At 72.0% G+C, this 17,448-nt stretch carries 16 protein-coding genes and 1 pseudogene; 4 read left to right on the forward strand and 13 right to left on the reverse strand.

Annotation, left to right across the window (positions count from 1 at the left end; translation table 11 throughout):
• The first annotated feature begins 8 nt into the window (after positions 1-8).
• Positions 9-1,064: an ABC transporter substrate-binding protein gene (locus TNCT6_RS27685; protein WP_141363270.1), complete on the forward strand. Its 1,056-nt coding sequence runs from the start codon at positions 9-11 to the stop codon at positions 1,062-1,064.
• Positions 1,065-1,179: 115 nt separating this feature from the next.
• The gene (locus tag TNCT6_RS27690; RefSeq protein WP_141363272.1) at positions 1,180-1,710 is read left to right on the forward strand and encodes an adenylate kinase; all 531 of its coding nucleotides are present in this window, start codon (positions 1,180-1,182) and stop codon (positions 1,708-1,710) included.
• A gap of 31 nt (positions 1,711-1,741) precedes the next feature.
• On the opposite strand, the gene TNCT6_RS27695 is transcribed toward TNCT6_RS27690, so the two are convergent.
• The 3 genes from TNCT6_RS27695 to TNCT6_RS41090 all read right to left on the reverse strand — a co-directional run bounded on the left by TNCT6_RS27695 (position 1,742) and on the right by TNCT6_RS41090 (position 3,474).
• A complete protein-coding gene (locus TNCT6_RS27695; RefSeq protein WP_216372799.1) occupies positions 1,742-2,158 on the reverse strand; it encodes an SsgA family sporulation/cell division regulator in 417 nt (138 codons plus the stop codon).
• Positions 2,159-2,391: 233 nt separating this feature from the next.
• Positions 2,392-2,733: a hypothetical protein gene (locus tag TNCT6_RS27700; protein ID WP_141363276.1), complete on the reverse strand. Its 342-nt coding sequence runs from the start codon at positions 2,731-2,733 to the stop codon at positions 2,392-2,394.
• A gap of 480 nt (positions 2,734-3,213) precedes the next feature.
• A complete protein-coding gene (locus tag TNCT6_RS41090) occupies positions 3,214-3,474 on the reverse strand; it encodes a hypothetical protein (RefSeq protein WP_253266233.1) in 261 nt (86 codons plus the stop codon).
• Between the two features lie 703 nt (positions 3,475-4,177).
• Here TNCT6_RS41090 and TNCT6_RS27710 point away from each other — a divergent pair.
• Positions 4,178-4,977 (forward strand): annotated as a pseudogene (locus TNCT6_RS27710) (hypothetical protein).
• 142 nt (positions 4,978-5,119) lie between these two features.
• On the opposite strand, the gene TNCT6_RS42115 reads toward TNCT6_RS27710, so the two are convergent.
• Positions 5,120-5,293, reverse strand: coding sequence for a hypothetical protein (locus TNCT6_RS42115; RefSeq protein WP_373996207.1), 174 nt, complete (start codon positions 5,291-5,293; stop codon positions 5,120-5,122).
• Between the two features lie 21 nt (positions 5,294-5,314).
• On the opposite strand from TNCT6_RS42115, the gene TNCT6_RS27715 reads away from it, so the two are divergent.
• Positions 5,315-5,683 (forward strand): sensor histidine kinase, encoded by a 369-nt coding sequence (locus TNCT6_RS27715; protein WP_373996208.1) that lies wholly within the window; start codon positions 5,315-5,317, stop codon positions 5,681-5,683.
• Positions 5,684-5,796: 113 nt separating this feature from the next.
• Here TNCT6_RS27715 and TNCT6_RS27720 read toward each other — a convergent pair whose 3' ends face one another.
• From TNCT6_RS27720 to TNCT6_RS27760, 9 genes are all read right to left on the reverse strand, one after another.
• The gene (locus TNCT6_RS27720) at positions 5,797-7,161 is read right to left on the reverse strand and encodes an amidohydrolase family protein (protein ID WP_141363282.1); all 1,365 of its coding nucleotides are present in this window, start codon (positions 7,159-7,161) and stop codon (positions 5,797-5,799) included.
• Entirely contained in the window at positions 7,158-8,612 is a 1,455-nt protein-coding gene (locus TNCT6_RS27725; RefSeq protein WP_141363284.1) for a M20/M25/M40 family metallo-hydrolase, read from the reverse strand. Before TNCT6_RS27725 ends, TNCT6_RS27720 begins: the two co-directional genes overlap by 4 nt.
• Complete coding sequence (gene allE, locus TNCT6_RS27730) at positions 8,599-9,378, reverse strand: (S)-ureidoglycine aminohydrolase (protein ID WP_141363286.1); 780 nt, start codon at positions 9,376-9,378, stop codon at positions 8,599-8,601. Before allE ends, TNCT6_RS27725 begins: the two co-directional genes overlap by 14 nt.
• Before the next feature lie 41 nt (positions 9,379-9,419).
• Positions 9,420-10,925 carry a dihydropyrimidinase gene (gene hydA / locus TNCT6_RS27735; RefSeq protein ID WP_141363288.1) on the reverse strand — a complete coding sequence of 502 codons (1,506 nt, stop codon included), beginning with the start codon at positions 10,923-10,925 and terminating at the stop codon, positions 9,420-9,422.
• Positions 10,918-12,411, reverse strand: coding sequence for an aldehyde dehydrogenase (locus tag TNCT6_RS27740; protein WP_141363290.1), 1,494 nt, complete (start codon positions 12,409-12,411; stop codon positions 10,918-10,920). The genes hydA and TNCT6_RS27740 overlap by 8 nt, the downstream gene beginning before the upstream one ends.
• A 78-nt stretch (positions 12,412-12,489) precedes the next feature.
• On the reverse strand, positions 12,490-13,773 hold the full coding sequence (locus TNCT6_RS27745; RefSeq protein WP_141363292.1) for an amidohydrolase family protein: 1,284 nt from the start codon (positions 13,771-13,773) through the stop codon (positions 12,490-12,492).
• On the reverse strand, positions 13,770-14,681 hold the full coding sequence (locus tag TNCT6_RS27750; protein ID WP_141363294.1) for an aspartate/glutamate racemase family protein: 912 nt from the start codon (positions 14,679-14,681) through the stop codon (positions 13,770-13,772). Before TNCT6_RS27750 ends, TNCT6_RS27745 begins: the two co-directional genes overlap by 4 nt.
• Positions 14,624-16,234, reverse strand: a complete 1,611-nt coding sequence (locus TNCT6_RS27755; protein WP_141363296.1) for a sugar ABC transporter ATP-binding protein — start codon at positions 16,232-16,234, stop codon at positions 14,624-14,626. Before TNCT6_RS27755 ends, TNCT6_RS27750 begins: the two co-directional genes overlap by 58 nt.
• A complete protein-coding gene (locus TNCT6_RS27760) occupies positions 16,231-17,388 on the reverse strand; it encodes a substrate-binding domain-containing protein (protein WP_172633050.1) in 1,158 nt (385 codons plus the stop codon). The genes TNCT6_RS27755 and TNCT6_RS27760 overlap by 4 nt, the downstream gene beginning before the upstream one ends.
• Positions 17,389-17,448 lie beyond the last annotated feature (60 nt).

Genomic DNA, 17,448 nt, shown 5'->3' on the forward strand with positions numbered 1-17,448 from the left:
CCCTTCCCATGTCCGCCGGACGCCGCCGCACCACCGCCGCAGCCCTCACTCTCGCCGCCGCGCTCGCCCTGACGGCCTGCGGTGGATCCTCCGCAGGTGGCGAGGACGCGGGCGGCAAGTCCTCGGCCGAGGCCGGGGCGGGCGGCAAGAAGTCCGTCGCCCAGGGCGGGGAGGACTTCAAGGACGCGGCGAAGAAGACCGCCGCCATGGGCACCGACGCGGCACCCGGCGAGTGGCCCCGCACCATCACCCACGCCATGGGCAGGACCGAGTTGAAGGCCCAGCCCAAGCGCGTGGTGGTCCTCGACGTCGGCGAACTCGACAACGTCGTCTCCCTGGGCATCAAGCCGGTCGGCCTCGCGCCCACCGAGGGATCCCCCGAACTCCCGACGTACCTGAAGAAGGACGCGGGCAGCCCGAAGAACGTCGGCACGATCAACAGCCTCAACCTGGAGGCGATCGCCGCGCTCAAGCCCAACCTCATCCTGGGCAGCCAACTCCGCGCCGCCGACAAGTACGACGAGCTGTCGCAGATCGCGCCGACCGTCTTCTCCCTCCGTCCCGGCTTCACCTGGAAGGAGAACTACCTGCTGAACGCCGCCGCGCTCGACAAGACCGCGCAGGCGAAGCAGAAGCTCGCCGCCTACGAGAAGCGGGCCGGGGCCCTCGGCGAGAAGCTCGGTGCCGACAAGCCGACCGTCTCGATGGTCCGTTACCTGCCCGACGGCGTCATCCGCCTGTACGCCAACGCCTCGTTCATCGGCACGATCCTCAAGGACGTCGGCATCCCCCGGCCGAAGAACCAGGACATCGACGACCTCGCCGCCGAAGTCAGCGCCGAGAACATCGACCAGGCCGACGCCGACTACATCTTCACCGGCGTCTACGGCGACGCGAAGGCGACCGACAAGTCCACGGCGCAGGGCAACCCGCTCTGGAAGAACCTCGGCGCCGTCAAGGCGGGGCACGCCTACGACGTCCCGGACGAGACCTGGTACCTCGGCCTCGGCGTGACGGCAGCCGAGGAAGTGCTCGGCGACCTGGAGTCGCACCTCACCAAGTAGCCCCCGGCCGCGAGGACCAGGCAGTGCGCGCCCTGGCACGGGTATACGCCTTGGCGTGTATCGGCCACAGGACATGCGGGACGTTCCTCGCCGGGTGCAGGGATAAAGTGCACCCGTGGAACGGATCTTGGTGGTGGGTGTCACCGGCGCGGGCAAATCCACGCTCGCCCATGCCCTGAGCCGTCGGCTGGGTTTGCCCTACCACGAGATGGACGCGCTGTACTTCAACGGTCCCGACTGGGCCGTCAACGACGAGCTGACCGGGGACGTTTCGCGGCTCACCGCGGAGCCTTGCTGGATCATCGACTCTCTCGGCTATCCGGAAGTCCGTGACCTGCTGTGGGATCGCGCCGACACCGTGATATGGCTGGACTATCCCAAGCGTGTCATCATGCCCCGCGTCCTGCGCCGGTCCTTCCGGCGCACCGTCACACGCGAGGTTCTGTTCGGCGGCAACAGGGAGACCTGGAGGGACTGGCTGAGCCGGGAACACCCGGCCTGGTGGGCGTGGTCCCAACACGGGCCCCGCCGCCGGGAGATCGAGCGCCGTGTCCGTGATCCCCGCTTCGCTTCTCTCGACACCCTCCGCTTCGGGCACCCCGACGGCACGGCGGCCTGGCTGGCGTCCCTCCCGCGCGGGAAATGAGGCGTCGCGGGAGTTCCCGTGGCGGGCGCCTTCAGGGCGACTCGTTCAGAAGCCGGTCGAGGTGGCTTTCCAGGTCCAGTGCCTCAGTCTCGTGGGTGGCCGGCACCATCTCGTAGGTACGGAACAGCCAGTGCGCGAGGGCCGGCAGCGGAGCGATGAGGTGGGCCGAGCCGCCCGGTGGTTTCAGGAGAATGTGCAGGAGGGCTTCCGGGCCGGTTCCGGTCGGCCACACCCTCACGTCGCCCTCTCCGCCGGCCGCCAGCATCCCTCGGGCAAGCAGCTCGCGTGAGATGACCCAGGACACGGGGCTCAGGGCGAGGCCCTGGAAGAGGAACTCCACCACGAGTGGGTCCTGCGACCTGTAGAGCAGGTGGGTCGGTACGGGGAGCCGTGTGCCCTGGGGCGTCACGAGCTCCATGCCGAGCATGTGGTCTACGCAAGTGATCATGACTTTGTGTGCGTCTCGTCGGTGGAAGGGGCGGCGGTGGCCGCCGAACCTTCGCTGGGGGCGCGGGGGAGGCATTCGGTCCTGTGGCCGCCGCTGTCCCTTGAGCGACCCCGAATGCCGCCCCCGCGGTTCTGTGACGCCGGCCCGCAAGGGGCCGGGGTGGCTCGGGCCGCGTTACCTGCCCCCTGATGTACGGCAGCCCGAACGGTGGCGGTCCTGGGAACCGCGGTTCCTCAGCGGTGTGAGGCGTCGTGGTGCTTCAGGCCGTCCCAGGAGGTGTGTCCGTGGCCGTCGACCCAGCGGAGCTGGTCGAGAACCCACTGCTGACGGCCTTCGTCGATCCGCGCCCGGTCGCCGTCATGCTTGTCGTGCCTGGTCCAGTGGCGGCTGCCGTGGTGGTTGTGCCGGTCCTTTTTGTGGTGGTCGGAGACGCGGACGGCCGAGACGACACCCGGCTGGCTGCTGCTCGGGTACGTCGCAGCCGAGGCGGAGCCGCCGGTGGCGAGAAGCCCGGCTGCCGCGACGGCGGTCGAGATGATCGCGATGACAGCCCCACGAACAGTCCTGCTTGCCATGGTGTTTCCTCTCTTTCCTCGCTCCACGATGCGAACGGGAAAATTAGTGCTTATCTGCCTCACTGGGCACTGAAGACCCTAACCCCGACTTGTTGAACGGTGAACTAGTTCGGGCGTGAGGTGCACCACGCGCCGAGGAGTCGCCGCGTCGGAATATTCCTGCGGCCCCCGCTGTTTCGAGCCGGTTCTCGGGAGGCGGCCGGGGCCCGCTCCCTTCGGTGCTTGTGCCACCTGATGGCGAGCAACTCGCCCATTTCACGGCCGCGTTGGAAAGCCGCGCAAAACCGGGCCCTGCCGTGAGTGTGGTCGAACAAGAGGCGCCTGACGGTCGAAAGACCAGGTCAGGCGCCATTTTTCGGTGTCTGGGAAGAAGCCGGGCTCCGGGACGGCTCGGAGCCTCGTGTCAGACCCGGAGCGGTTCGGGGAGTGTCGGCCCGATTACGGCGGGCCGGGATCCTTCCTGTGCTCCGGGCGACGCTGTCACCAGTCTTCGTCGTCGTCGGCGAGCACCAGGAAGCTGCCCACGACACCATCGTCACCGAACAGGCTCCCGTGGACGGTACGGGTCACCACGCCGTTGGTGGCGCCGTGGGGACCCACGGTGGCGACCGGGGCGCCGTTGTCACAGGTGAAGCCGCGGAAGACCTCGATGGTCCGCCGGCTGTCATTGAAAACGTTGAAGCTGCTGGAGCCCAGTCCGCTGGCCGTGGTGATGCAGCCCTCGGCGGCGGCGGAGTACACACGGTCGTTGAAGTAGATCCTTCCCTCTTCCTTGCGTCCGAAGTCGCGTCCGCCGCCCTCGCGGTCGCGGCCCCCGCCCCTCTCTTCGCCGCCGCCCCTCTCTCCGCCCCCGCCGCTCTCGGGAGCCGCGGCAGGGGCGGCCCGTTGGTCGGGCTGGGCGGCTCGTTGGTCGGGCTGCGCAGCCCGGTGGACAGCTGCGGCCGGCTGGTGGACAGATGGGGACGCCGGAGAGGATCCGGAGGTCGCGGCGTAGGTGATACCGGTGGCTGCAAGGACCGCCGCGCCTACGCCGGCAGCGGCCACAGCAAAGGTACGCGTGGGCATGTCACTTCTCTCTGTCTCACGGACGTCGGTCGGGTGACCGACCTGAGATGAACGTAATAACAGCCCTGGTAACTGTCATTTCGGACATGTTCAACGCGTGACACCATGAGCCCAGCCGGGGGAAAACGCGGCACTCAGCGCATACCGACGGAAGAAGAAGGCTGGATCCCTCCTGCGAGGACGACGATCTGAGCGATGAGGTTGCGCCGCAGGTGGACGACGTCCGTCCCCGCCGGGCGAGGGCCCCGTCCGGTGTGCGTGCTGCTCCTCACCGACTCTGACGAGATCCTCAAAAGTGTGCTCCAGGGTGAGGTCATGCCCGCGGGTGACGCCGATCGGCCGCCCGTGGCTCCGCTGTCCTCGCTGTACGGAGTACTCCATGCGTTCACCCGTGTTCCGCATACGTCTGTCCATCGCCTGCGGGGCCGCCGTTTCGGTGCTGTCGGGGTGCGGCACTGCCAGTGGCCCGGGCGTCACGGACCAGGTCGTCGTCGCGGGCGGGGGGAAGGAAGCGAACACGCCGGTCCACTCACCCCGGGCCGTCGTGTCTGCTCCGGCACGTGCGGCTGCCTCGACCTCGCTGCACGAGGAAACCGCGTCCGCCGGACTGCCCGGCGTGGGGCCGCAGACGTCGGCTTCGATTCCCGAGGAGAGCGAGCAGGTCGTGCTCGTCACCGGGAACGGCATCAACTCCCCGGAGTCGACTGTGGCGTTGTACGACCGCACCGCCTCCGGGTGGCAGGCCGGGAGCGTCTGGCAGGCGCACAACGCTCTCCAGGGCTGGACCGACGACCACCATCTCAACGATCTGCGCTCGCCGATCGGGGTGTTCCGCCTCACCGATGCCGGTGGTCTTCTGCCGGACCCGGGGTCCCGGCTTCCGTACAGCCGCTCCAACGCCTTCACCATCGGCGGGAACGGATTCGCGGGTGAGCCGCTGGCCGGCTCCTTCGACTATGTCGTCGCCATCAACTACAACCGCGAGGCGGGCACTTCACCGCTGGATTGGACCCGGCCCCTCGGTGCGGAGAGGGGCGGCGGGATCTGGCTGCACGTGGACCACGGTGGTCCGACTGTGTGAGCCTGCGGAAGGCCCATATGAAAGCGTTGCTGCTCGCGCTGGATCCCGCACGGCATCCCGTGATCGTCATGGGCGACGCGGAGTCCCTGGCCCGCTGAGCGCGCGGTCCGGTGGTGCCGGGACGAGGGGCCGGGGCCACCGGACCGCGTGTGCTCAACGGGTGGCAGAGCCCGCCTGCCAATCGGTCCCGCACGGTGACGCGACCGCCGCGCCGCACGGAAGCGTGGCCCTGACCCTCCGTCACCGCCAGGACGATCCGGGAACCGGGCCGTCGACGACCTCCAGGACCTCGCCGCAGCCGACGCCGGCACGCTGAAGCTGCACCGCGAACTCCTGTCGGCCGGCGAACTCCTCTCCCACGTCGCCGCGGCACACGGAGCACAGGCCGAGGCGTCGGGCATCGCCCTGCTCCATCAGGCGGCCGACGGCGTTCAGATGGAAGCCGACCCGGTCCGGATACGCCAGATCATGGGCAACTTGGTGTCCAACGCCCTCCGCCACACGTCCGCAGGCGGCACGATCACCCTCACCGCCGGGCAGACCGACGACCACGTCCTGCTCACGGTGCGCGACACCGGAAGCGGTATCGCCCCGGAGGATCTCCCGCACATCTTCGACCGGTTCTGGCGGGCGGAGAAGTCACGCAGCCGGCGGACGGGCGGAAGCGGCCTGGGACTGGCCATCGTGCGCCACCTCGTCACCGCCCACGGCGGCACCGTCACGGCCACGAGTGACCCCGGCGTCGAAACGGTGTTCACGCTGCACCTGCCGAAGCCGCGGCGAGCGGAGCGGCACGGGGCGTGAAGGCGCCGCCATCACGCAGCGGCAGGGGCACGCCACACACCGATGGGCAAGTGGCGCACCACCCGGCCCTCGTCGTCCGGAGGTGGGCGGCGCCGGCCGCGCGGCCGCCTCGGTCAGCCGGCCTGGGTGTCCGGCGTGCCTTGGTGGTACCGCTGCTGCCAGCGACCGTCCTCGCGCGTCCAGATGGAGCTGCGGTGAACCACGCCAACCGAGTCCTCGGTGCGGAACCGAACGTGGACGACGCCCGGGGCGAGTTCCACGACCCGGTCGAAGGTCACGCCCTGCACCTGGTCCGGGATGCTGTTGAGGACGCGGATCACCTCCTCGCGCTCCCAGTACTTTCCGGTGCGCCCGATCTCGTAGAAGTCATGATGGATCAGTTGTTCGAGCCGGCCGACGTCATTGCGCGCCTCGGCACCGAGGAGCGAGGACTCCAGGCGGATGATCTCCTCGCGGAGATCCACCACGGTCTCCGCGGAGTGTCCTGTCGCGGTCGGCCCGGACCGCACCGTGCGGAAAAGGCGTTCGGCGGTCCCGCCCAGTGCGTGGGGGTTCAGGCCTGCCTGTTCCAGGGTGGGGACCGGGTCTGCCACTCCCGTGCCGTACGGGGCGTCCGTGCCCAGGAGAAGGTGGGGTTCGCCGAAGGTTTCCTTGAGGTGGCGGAGGGCGGGGGCGGTGTGGACCACCGTGTCGCACCAGACCCGGTCCAGATAGGCGCTCGGCGGGTGGTGGGCGCGGGTGCGGAGGTCGGCGCGGTAGTGCCAGTTGTTGTCCAGGCGGGGCAGGAGCTGGGCGAGGACGCCTCCGCCGTGGGCCAGTACCAGGCGCAGGCGCGCATGGCGGTCCAGGGTGCCGGAGGCGGCGAGGCGAGCGTAGGCGAGGGCCGTGTCCAGGGGGGCGCCGACCGAGTTGTGCAGGAACAGGTCCGGGTCCTGCAGGGGACCGCAGTAGGACGGATGCAGGGACAGCGGGACGTCCAGGGTCTCGCACACCGTGAACAGCGCGTCGAGGCCCGCGCGGTCGAGGGGGCGGCCCGCGACCGGGCCCGTGGTGATCTGCGCGCCCGCGAGACCGAGGCGGGTGACCGCCCGCTCCAGTTCGGCCGCCGCGTCCTCGGGGCGGCCCACGGGCAGGGTCGCGAGGCCGGTCAGTCGGCCGGCCGCCGCCGCGCTGCCCACGTACGCGGCGAGCGCGTCGTTCGCGGCGCGGGCGTACCGCGTCGCCTCCGGTCCCGTACCGACGGCGTACGCGTGGGGGGTCAGGGAGACCACGGCGCGGTCCACGCCCTGCCGGTCCATACGGGCGAGTGCCGCGGCCGGGTCGGTCAGATCCGGGTAGTGGGCGGGCAGGCGTTCCCCGGTGGGTGAGAGCAGGCGGCCGTCCTCGGTGGTGCGCAGGCCCGCCGCGAGCGCCGGCGGCCAGTCGCCGGCCAGCACCTGCGCGGGCAGCATGTGGGTGTGGACGTCGACGACGGTCATCCGGCCTCCTTTGACGGGACGCGGCGCGTCCACCCCGTGGCCTCGCCCTCGGCCAGGCGGCGCAACACCTCCGCGCTGGTCTTGATGCCGTTCCTGAACCACTCCAGGGAGAAGTGCTCCTGCGAGGAGTGCTCCTGCAGGTCGGGCTGGCCGTACGGGACGAGGAGGCAGGGCAGTCCGGCGTGCTCGACGAACGCGCCGAAGACGCCTCCTCCGCCGATCGAGGGGATCACCGCCGCTTCCTGGCCCCACACGGCGCCGAGCGCGGCGCGGGCCGTGGTGACGAGCGGGTGGGTGTCGGGGATCGAGGAGGGTGGGCAGTCGGCGAGGACGGTGAACGTGATGTCGTCCCAGCCGTGGTCGTCCAGGTGACGGCGGATCAGCTGGGCGGTGCGCGCCGGGCTCTGGCCGGGCATGAGGGCGATGTCGACCTTGGCGGTCGCCCGGGTCGGCACCGCCATTTTCAGGCCCTCGCCGGTGTAGCCGGCCTCGATGCCGCAGACGCAGATGCGCGGCGAGAAGAACATCGCGTCCACCGGGTCGGACGTGGTGTAGGCGCGGACGCCCAGGTCCTGGGCCGGGGGGAGGAAGGTGTCGGGGAGGGCCGCCGCCGCGGTCCGGACCGACTCCGGGACCGGTTCGATGCCGTCGTGGAAGCCGTCGACGAGGATGTGTCCGTCCGCGTCGGTCAGGGACGCGAGCGCCCGGGTGAGGCGGTCCGCCGGGTTCGGCAGGATGCCGCCGTAGCTCGCCGAGTGCCACTCCTGCGGGCTGCCCTCGCAGGTGAACTCCAGGTAGAGCGCGCCCCGTACGCCGAGGAAGAGTGCCGGCTGCCACAGGCCCAGCGTGGAGGCGTCGGAGGTGTAGAGGGCGTCGGCGGTGAACCGTTCCGGGTGCTCGGCGATGAAACGGCGGGTGTTCAGGGAGCCCGTCTCGTCCTCGCCGTCGAGCATCAGGTCGAGCCGCAGCGGCGGCGGAGCGCCGGTGACGTCGGTCCAGACGGCGAGGGCGCACAGATGGGCGAGGAGCTGGCCCTTGCTGTCACCGACTCCCCTGCCCCACAGCGCCCCCTCGTGGACGGTGGGCTCGAACGGCGGGAACGGCCAGTCGGCGGGGTCGCCGGCGGGCACGACGTCGTAGTGGCCGTAGATCAGCAGGTGCGGGGTGTCCTCGGCGGAGTGCTCGCCGAGGGCCGCCCAGACGATGGGGCTGCCGCCGGTCTCCAGGGTCTCGGAGTCGACGCCGATCCGCTTGAGGATGTCGGTGAGGAGCGCCGCGCATTCGCGTACGCCCTCACCGGTGACGCTGACGCTGGGCTGCGCGGCGAGTTCGACGAGCCAGGACAGGAATTCGTCGGCGCGTTCGTCGATCCTCGTCCACAGCGCGTCGCGCAGCGCGGTCCCCGTCGGTACCGGGCCCGTCGCGTCGGTGGTGTGCTCAGAAGCCGTCACGGTTGATGTCCTTGTAGAGCAGGTAGGCGGCGGTACCGGGCCCCGTCGGGTAGAAGTACTGGGGGCAGTACGGGGCCATGTAGATGAAGTCCTCGGTCTCCACCTCCATGATGTCGCCGTCGAGGTGGTACAGCCCGGAGCCCTTCAGCATCCACAGGCCGTGCTCCTCGTCGTGGACCTCGACCTTCGGGAAGACGGCGCCCGGCTCGAAGGACAGCACGCTCATCGAGAAGTCGTAGGGCGCGTCGACGGGCAGCAGTTCGGCGCGGCTGATCCCGGCGACCGAGCCGGGCCGGTACTCCGCGTCGCCGAGCCGTCCGCTGACCGGCTGCGGGGCGGGTACGCCGGGCCAGGGCTGGTGCTCCTGCTTGATCCACAGGAGCCGGGCCGGGGCCGCGGTGTCGTTGCGCAGCTGGAAGCCGGTGCCGGCGGGCAGGAACGCGAACCCCTGGTCGGCGAGGTCGTGCTCGGCGTCGCCGGCCAGGACGTGCGGCGTGCCGTCGAGGCCGAGCAGGAAGTGCTCGTGCTCGGCGCCGGTGACGGCCGAAGTGCCGCCGCCGGGCTCGATCTCCAGCAGGTACCAGCCGAACCGGGCGCGGTGCAGCCGCGGCGTGGCCAGCTTCTTCACGATCACTCCGTCGAAGCCGGGCAGCCGGCTCGGGAACTGGTTGGCCGGGGTGAGCAGGTGGTACGCGTCGGTGCGGTGCCCACGGGAGACGGAGACCGTGGTCGGCGGGGCGTAGGGGCGGTCGGGGGTGGTGGTCATGTGATCTCTCTCCTGGCTGTCGTGGGCTGAGGTGTGTGCGGTCAGGTGGTCTGGAGGACCGGGGCCGCGGGCCGCGGCTCCTCCGCGTGCGGGACGCCGGGCGTGCGGGCGAGGAAGCGGCCGCCGCCCGCGAGGCCGGGTACGGGGCGCCCGTCGCGTACGGCGATCCGTCCGCCGGCGAGGACGGCGCGGGGCGCGCCGATGACCTCGATGCCCTCGTACGGCAGGTGGTCGACGGCCGAGTGGTGGTCGGCGACCGTGAGGGTGCGGCGGCGCTCCGGGTCGAAGACGAGCAGATCGGCGTCGGCGCCGGGGGCGATCAGGCCCTTGCGGGGCAGCAGCCCGAACATGCGGGCCGGGGCCGTGGACACGGCGTCGGCCCAGCGGCGCGGGGTGATGCGACCGGTGCGGACCCCGAAGTGGTGGAGCAGCATGATGCGCTGCTCGATGCCGGGGAGGCCGTTGAGGATGCAGTCGAACCGCGGCTCCATGATCTTCTGGTCGGCGATCCGGAACGCGCAGTGGTCGCTGGAGACCATGGCGAGGCTGCCGTCGGCGAGCGCCTGCCACAGCGCCTCCTGGTCGGCGGCCCGGCGCAGCGGCGGTGAGCACACGGCCTGCGCCGCGGTGGCGAGGTCGCCCTCCAGGGCATGCTCGTCGAGGACGAGGTAGTGCGGGCAGGTCTCGCCGTGTACGTCCCAGCCCGCCGCGCGGGATCTGCGGATCGGGTCGAGTGCGGTGGCGCCGGAGACGTGGACGATGTAGACGCGGGCGCCTGCGACCCGGGCCAGGTGCGCGATCCGGTTGACGGCCTCGGCCTCCAGCAGGTCGGGGCGGGTGTGCGAGTGGTGGTGCGGCGCGGTCTCGCCGCGGTCGATCGCCTGCGCGGTGAGCAGGTCGATCGCGTCGCCGTTCTCCGCGTGCACCAGCACGGTGATGCCGAGCGGGGCCGCGCACTGCAGGATCCGCAGCAGCCCGCGGTCGTCCGTCATCCGGCGGCCCCGGTAGGCCATGTACACCTTGATGCTGGTGACGCCCTCGGCGACCAGGCGGGGCAGCTCGGCCAGTTCGTCCTCGCCGGGCTGGACAAGCACCATGTGGACGCCGACGTCCGCCGCGGGCCGCTGGGCGAGCATTCGGGCCTGCCAGGCGTGCAGCGCGGCCAGCGGTGACTCGCCGGGCTCCGGGTAGCAGAAGTCGAGGATCGACGTGGTGCCCCCGGCGAGCCCGGCGACGGTTCCCCGGTGGAAGTCGTCGCAGGTGCGGTGACCGCGGATCAGGGTGTCCAGATGGGTGTGCGGGTCGATGCCGCCGGGCAGCACCCAGCAGCCGCCCGCGTCGATCGTCTCGTCCGCGTCGGCGTGGCGCAGCACTCCCGGGCTCGCGACCGCCGTGATGACCCCGTTCTCGACGAGGACGTCCGCCGCTTCGGTGGCGTCGGGGCCGATGACGGTACCTCCGGCCACGAGCACCCGGCCGGCGAACGGGGGAGTCGGCGCACCGGACGCGGCGTAGTGCGGTGCCCTCACCTGGGTGAACTCAGGCACCGAGGTTCACCCAGACCGTCTTCGGCAGCGTGTACTGCTCCATCGCGTGCAGGGACTTGTCACGGCCGGTGCCGGACTGCCGGAAGCCGCCGAAGGGGACGGTCACGTCGGAGTGGTTGTAGCAGTTCACCCACACCGTGCCGGCGCGCAGAGCGCGGGAGACCCGGTGCGCGGTGGTGACGTCACGGGTCCAGACGGCGGCGGCGAGCCCGTACTGGGAGTCGTTCGCGATCCGTACGGCGTCGTCGGCGTCCTTCGCGGTGATCAGGGACAGCACGGGGCCGAAGATCTCCTCCTGGGCGACGCGCATGTCGTTGGTGACGTCGGCGAGGACCGTGGGCTCCAGGTAGCAGCCGCCGGAGTCCGGGCGTCCGCGCTCGCCGCCGGTGGCGACGCGCGCGCCTTCCTCACGGCCGATGCCGACGTAGCCGAGGACGCGGGAGAGCTGGGACTCGTCGACGAGCGCGCCCATCCTCACCGCCGGGTCGAGGGGGTCGCCGGGCCGCCAGGCGCCCGCGGCCTCGATGAGCCGCTCGGTGAACTCCTCGCGCACGGACTCCTGCACGATGACGCGGGAGCCGGCGCTGCACATCTCGCCCTGGTTGACGAACGCTCCGAGCGCGGCACCCTCGGCCGCGGCGGCGAGGTCGGGCGCGTCCTCCAGGACGATGTTGGGGGACTTGCCGCCGCACTCCAGCGACACGCTCTTCATGTTCGACTGCGCCGCGTACTCCAGGAAGAACTTGCCGACCTGGGTGGAGCCGGTGAAGGCGACCTTGTCGACGTCCGGGTGCAGACCGAGGGCGCGACCGACGGACTCTCCGAGGCCGGTGACGACGTTGAACACCCCCTCGGGGACGCCCGCCTCCGCGGCCAGCGCGGCGAGCGCGAGGACGACGTGCGGGGCCTGCTCGGCGGGCTTCACGACGAGGGAGTTGCCGGTGGCGAGGGCGGGGGCGATCTTCCACATCGGCATGCCGATCGGGAAGTTCCACGGCACGACGGCGGCGACGACGCCGAGGGGTTCGCGGGTGACGAGGGCGAGCGCGCTGTCCGCGGTCGGCGCGACCTCGCCGTAGACCTTGTCGATGGCCTCGGCGAACCAGCGCAGCACGTCGGCCGCGTGGTCGGCCTCGCCGAGCGTGGAGCCGATCGGCTTGCCGCTGTCGAGGGTCATGACCAGCGCGAGGTGCTCGCGGTCGCGGCGGATCAGCTCGGCGAACCGCAGCAGCACCGCGCGGCGGGCGATCGGCGCCATCCGCGACCAGACGCCGGACTCGAAGGCGCGGCGGGCGGCGGCGACGGCCCGGTCGACGTCCGCCGGGCCCATGGCGGGGCTGGAGGCGACGGTGCGGCCGTCGACGGGCGAGACGGTGTCGAGGCGTTCGCCGGAGGCGGCGTCGGTGTGGGCGCCGTCGATGAACGCGCGCTCCTCCCAGCGCAGTTGCTCGGCCCGCTGGTGCCATTCCTGGGCGGTGACGGTCATGGGGTGCTCCTCTTGCGAAGGGTCGTCGGGGTCGTGGGGTGGTGCGGATGGCCCGGTCCGGTTCCGGGCCGGGCCGGCTCAGTCGCGGCGCAGCCAGATCTCCGGCTGGCGCTCGGACGCGGGCTGTCCGGTGGCGATGTCGGCCCACAGGGCCTCGGCCGCCGCCTTGTCGTCGCGCAGGTCGACAAGGACGCGGCCGTCCCTCATCACGAGCCGGGGCCGGCCGAGGGCGCGCAGATCAGTGAGCGGGTCGCCGTCGACGACGAGGACGTCGGCGCGGTAGCCGGGCTCCAGGCTGCCGAGGTTGTCCTGCTCGCCGAGCGCGGTGGCACTGCCGAGGGTCGCGGCGCGCAGCGCGTCCGCGGCGCTCAGTCCGGCTTCCGTCAGTGCCTCCAGCTCGCAGATCAGGACGTCGCGGGCGGGGATCCAGTGGATCGGGTCGCTGCCCGCGGCGATCGTGACGCCGGCCTCGACGGCGTTCCGGACCGACTGCTCGTGGACGGCGCCGATCCGCTCCTCGTACACGGCCGCCTGGTCCTCGGTGATCGTCTGGCCGACGTTGAGGTGGGTCTTGGTGCGGAACGCCCACAGGGTGGGGACGTAGACGGTGCCCTGCGCGGCCATCCGGGCGGCGAGGGGCGCGTCGATCGCCAGACCGTGGTCGACGACGTCGACGCCGGCGGCGACGGCGGCGCGGGCCGCGTCGATGCCCTCGCAGTGACAGCCGACACGGGCCCCGAGGAGATGGGCCTCGCTGACGGCCGTCGCGATCTCCTCGTCGTTGAGGTACCGCAGGCACACCGTCCAGTCGGAGTCGGCGGTGGTGTGGCTGAGGACGAGCTTGATGAAGTCGGCGCCCGCCAGCCGCTCCAACCGGACGGCGCGGCGTACGGCGTCCGGACCGTCGGCGAAGACGTTGCGCCAGTCGACGGGAGCGCCGCTGCCGACGACGTTCGGGCCGGCCGTGAAGGCACGCGGGCCCAGCACCCGGCCCGCGGCGAGCTCGGCGCGCAGCGCGTGGATGCCGCGGTGCTTGCAGCCGGGGTCGCGGACGGTGGTGACGCCGGACTCGATGAACCGGCGGGCGGTGATGACGCCGTCGACGACGCTGCGCGTGATGAGTCCGGCGTCCGCCTCGACGCCTGACCGGCTCATCAGGTGGGCGTGCGCGTCGATGAGGCCGGGCAGGATGTGCCCTCCGTCGGTGTCCACGATCTCGGCTTCCGTCTCGTGCGGGACGGCGTCACGGCCGACGACCTCGGTGACGCGCCCGTCCTCGACGACCACGGCGGCGCCCTCGCGCCAGGTGCCGTGGCGCACATCGAGGACGGGACCGCCGTGGACGAGGGTGGTGGTGCTCATCGGATCGACTCCTGGGGTGTGCGGTGGGTGAGCAGAGCGCCGGTGAGGGCGAGCGCGGCGGGCAGTCCGGCGACCACGGGGACGCCGAGTTCGGCTTCGAGGGCCGGGGCGAGGGCGCCGACGACGGAGCCGATCAGGACGAGGCTGTCGGCGGCGTCCCGGTCCCGTGCGGTGCGCCCGGCCCGCACGTACTGGTCGAGCAGCGCCTCCGGGTCGCGTACGGCGGCGGCGGTGTCCGTCGCCATCGGCACGATCGATGCGAGCCGCGCGTCGAGTCCGTACCGGTGCACGAGGCCCCGCACCAGCGGCACGGAGCGCGGTGAGAACACCGGTACGGCGAACCGGCCGCCGTACAGGCAGGCCTGGAGCATGGCGGCCTCGGCGATGCCGACGACGGGCACCGGCAGCAGCCCGCGGACCTCGGCGAGGCCGGGGTCGTGGCCGCAGGCGACGACCACCGCGTCCCGCCCGGCCGCGAGCCGGGGTGCCTCCCGGAGGGTCAGCGCGGCGGCGAGTGCGATGTCGTCGCCGCTGTCGATCCCCGCCGGACCGCCCGGCAGCGAGCGCACGTCGACGTCGATGCCCGGACCTGCCCAGAGCTCGGCGCCGGAGCGGATACGGCCCGTGGCGACGGCGGAGCTGTTGGGGTTGAGGACGAGGACGGAGCGCCGGGTGCCGTGGGTGGGGGCCGTCGTCGCCGCGACGCCGGGGCGCGCGCCGGCCGTCGCGGGGACCGGTTCCGTGCTCCTGGACTCCTCGTACGCCGTCGCGGGGACTGGTCCCGTGCTCCTGGACTCCTCGTACGCCGTCGCGGGGACTGGTCCCGTGCTTCCGGACTCCTCGTACGCCGTCACGGCGCCGCTCCCGTCGTCGCCGATGCCGCCGCGGGCGTCGTCGCGCCCAGGCACGCCGCCGAGATCTCGTCCGCGGCCGGGCGGTCGAGTTCGCCGACGACGGCGCCGCGGGACATCACGAGGACGCGGTCGCAGATCTGGGCCAGTTCTTCGTGGTCGGAGCCGACGACGAGGACACCGAGGCCCTCCTCGGTGAGCGCGGTGACGGTGTCGAGCAGGGCACGGCGGGCGCCCACGTCGACGCCCTGCGTCGGCTCGTGCAGCACCAGGCAGCGCAGCCCGGGCCGCTGGAGCCACTTCGCGAGGAGCACCTTCTGCTGGTTGCCGCCGCTCAGGGTGCCGAGCGGCCGGTCGGGTTCCGTGCGGGGCCGTACGTCGTAGTGCTCCATCGCGTCCTGGACGGTACGGCGCTCGGCGGTCCGGTCGACGAAGCCGCGGCGGGTGTGGCGGCGCAGGCTGACCAGGGTGAGGTTCTCGCGGATGCCGAAGCTCTGCACGCCGCTGTGCTGTTTGCGGTCGGCGGGCAGGACGGCGAGTCCCGCGGCGAGCGCGGCCGAGGGGCGCCAGGCCCGCAGGGTGCGCTCGCCGACGGTGAGGGTGCCCGCGGTGCGGTCGGAGCCGAGGAGCAGCATGGGCAGGGCGTCGTGGCCGGCGCCCGCGCGCCCGGTGACCCCGACGATCTCGCCCGCGTGCACGGTCAGGTCGACGGGGCTGCCGGTGCGGCCACGAAGTCCCTCGGCGCGCAGGACGGGCGCGCCGGGTTCGGTGCGCGCGGTCCGGGCGGCTGCCGCCCGGGGCGCGGATCCGATGATGGCGGCGGCGAGTTCACCGGGTCCTGCGATGTCGCCCGCCTCGTGCTCGGACACCAGGCGCCCGTCGCGCAGCACGACCACGCGGTCAGCGATCATGCCGACCTCTTCGAGACGGTGGGTGCAGAAGGCGACGGCGGTGCCGCGGGCGGTGACCCGGCGGATCGCGTCGAACAGGCTGGTGCGCTCGCGTTCGGTGAGGTTGGCCGTCGGCTCGTCGAGGACCAGCAGCTTGGAGTGGCGCCGGCCGCGCGCGTACAGGGCACGGGCGATGGCGAGGACCGCCCGCTCGCCCTGCGGCAGCCGGTGCACGGGGGCCGCGGGGTCGATGTCCATGCCGAGGCCGTCCAGCAACTCCTTGACCTGCCTCGCCTGTTCCCGCCAGCGCACGAGTCCGGCGCGGGAGGTGACGAGGGCGCCGACGCACACGTTCTCGGCGACGCTGAGGGTCTGGGCGAGGGCCAGATCCTGGTGGACGAAGGCGAAGCCCAGGTCGGCGGAGGAGGTCGGGGTGAGCGGCAGCCGGTGCTCGGTGCCGTCGACGACGAGACGGCCACCGGCGTCGGGGGCGTGGAAGCCCGAGAGGATCTTGAACAGGGTGGACTTGCCGGCTCCGTTCTCGCCGAGGACCGCGGTGGTGCGGCCGGCCGGGAAGTCGAGGGAGACCGAGTGCAGGACACGGGTCGGGCCGAAGGTCTTGCTGATGCCCTCCAGCCTGATGCCGCGGTGCTGCGCACGGGACCCGGCGTCCTCGGGCCGTCCGCCGCCCTGTTCCGTGAGGGTGCCGGGCGCGGTCATCGCGTCTTCCACAGGGCGGTGAAGCCACCGCGGTAGTCGGCGCCGTCGAACAGGGCGTCCTCGTCGGCGAGGTCCTTGCCCTTCAGGTTGTCCTTGACGAACAGCTTCAGCGGGACGACGGTCGTGGCCGCCTTCTGCCCGGTGATCGCGCGCAGGCTGCGGTCCATCATCGCCCAGCCCAGCCAGGAGTTGTTGTTGCCCACGTCGGCGCTCTGGACGCGCCCGTTGCGGACGAACTCCAGGTTGGCGGTGACCGCGTTGATGCTGGACGCCTGCACCTCGGGCCGGTTCGCGGCCTCGATCGCGGGCACCGTGAACTGGGCGATGCCGTCGATCGCCGGGAACACCCAGTTCAGCTTGCGGTTGCGCATCAGCGTCGAGGAGGTGACCCGTTCGGCGCCCTGCTTGAAGTCGGCCTGGTTGAGATCGTCGACGGAGAGGCTGCAGCCACTGCGGCAGAACTCCTTGAACCCGTCCTGGAGGCCCTTCTTCAGCGCCGTGAACGTCGCGACCGAGGGCAGGTGCTGGTACGACGCGTGCACCGGGCCGTCGGTCGCGGTGACCGCGTGGGCGGCGAGGATGCGGCCGGAGTCGTAGAAGTCGACGCTCACGGCACCGGCGGCGCCCTCCTCCAGCGGCGCGTTGGCGTCCACGTTGAACGCGGAGATCACCGGCACCTTCGCCTGCTGCGCGGCGCGGACGGCGCCGCTGACCTCGCTGAGGTTGATGCCGAAGGCGACCACGGCGGCGGCGTCGGTCGCGAGCGCCTGCTCGACACCCTTGCCCGCGGTGCTGGTGGAGCCCTTGGAGTCGAAGACGCGGACCTTCACTCCGGCCTGGCGGCCGGCCTCCGTCATCCCGTTCAGGACGGCGCGGACGTACGGGATGCTGTTGTCGAGGGTGACTACCCAGACCGTCTTGCCGCGGGCCGCGGTGATGTCGAAGGCGTCGCCGGGCTTGGTGAACACGGTGGGGCCGGAGGCCTTGTCGACCAGGGCCTGCGCGCTTTTCCGGGCGGCGGCGACGGTCTTGCTGTCAGCGGCCTTCTCGGTGATGCCCTGGGCGGCGCTGCACGCGGAGAGCGGCACGATCAGCGCGGCGGCGAGGAGTGCGGCACCGGCGGCTCTGCTCCGGGGGAGGCTGTGGATTCGCACGAGGGTTCCTTTCGGCGTTCGGGTGGAGTCGTGGGCGGGCGCGTCGCCTGCGCACGGGCG

Source organism: Streptomyces sp. 6-11-2 (assembly GCF_006540305.1).
Lineage (GTDB): Bacteria > Actinomycetota > Actinomycetes > Streptomycetales > Streptomycetaceae > Streptomyces.

Bases quoted from the DNA above. Each gene is read 5' to 3' on its own strand.
- TNCT6_RS27715 (WP_373996208.1), top strand. From the start codon at position 5,315: ATGGAAGCCGACCCGGTCCGGATACGCCAGATCATGGGCAACTTGGTG.
- TNCT6_RS27700 (WP_141363276.1), bottom strand. From the start codon at position 2,733: ATGGCAAGCAGGACTGTTCGTGGGGCTGTCATCGCGATCATCTCGACC.
- TNCT6_RS27755 (WP_141363296.1), bottom strand. From the start codon at position 16,234: ATGACCGCGCCCGGCACCCTCACGGAACAGGGCGGCGGACGGCCCGAG.
- TNCT6_RS27685 (WP_141363270.1), top strand. From the start codon at position 9: ATGTCCGCCGGACGCCGCCGCACCACCGCCGCAGCCCTCACTCTCGCC.
- TNCT6_RS27745 (WP_141363292.1), bottom strand. From the start codon at position 13,773: ATGAGCACCACCACCCTCGTCCACGGCGGTCCCGTCCTCGATGTGCGC.
- TNCT6_RS27740 (WP_141363290.1), bottom strand. From the start codon at position 12,411: ATGACCGTCACCGCCCAGGAATGGCACCAGCGGGCCGAGCAACTGCGC.
- allE (WP_141363286.1), bottom strand. From the start codon at position 9,378: ATGACCACCACCCCCGACCGCCCCTACGCCCCGCCGACCACGGTCTCC.
- TNCT6_RS42115 (WP_373996207.1), bottom strand. From the start codon at position 5,293: ATGGAGCAGGGCGATGCCCGACGCCTCGGCCTGTGCTCCGTGTGCCGC.
- TNCT6_RS27695 (WP_216372799.1), bottom strand. From the start codon at position 2,158: ATGATCACTTGCGTAGACCACATGCTCGGCATGGAGCTCGTGACGCCC.
- TNCT6_RS27720 (WP_141363282.1), bottom strand. From the start codon at position 7,161: ATGACCGTCGTCGACGTCCACACCCACATGCTGCCCGCGCAGGTGCTG.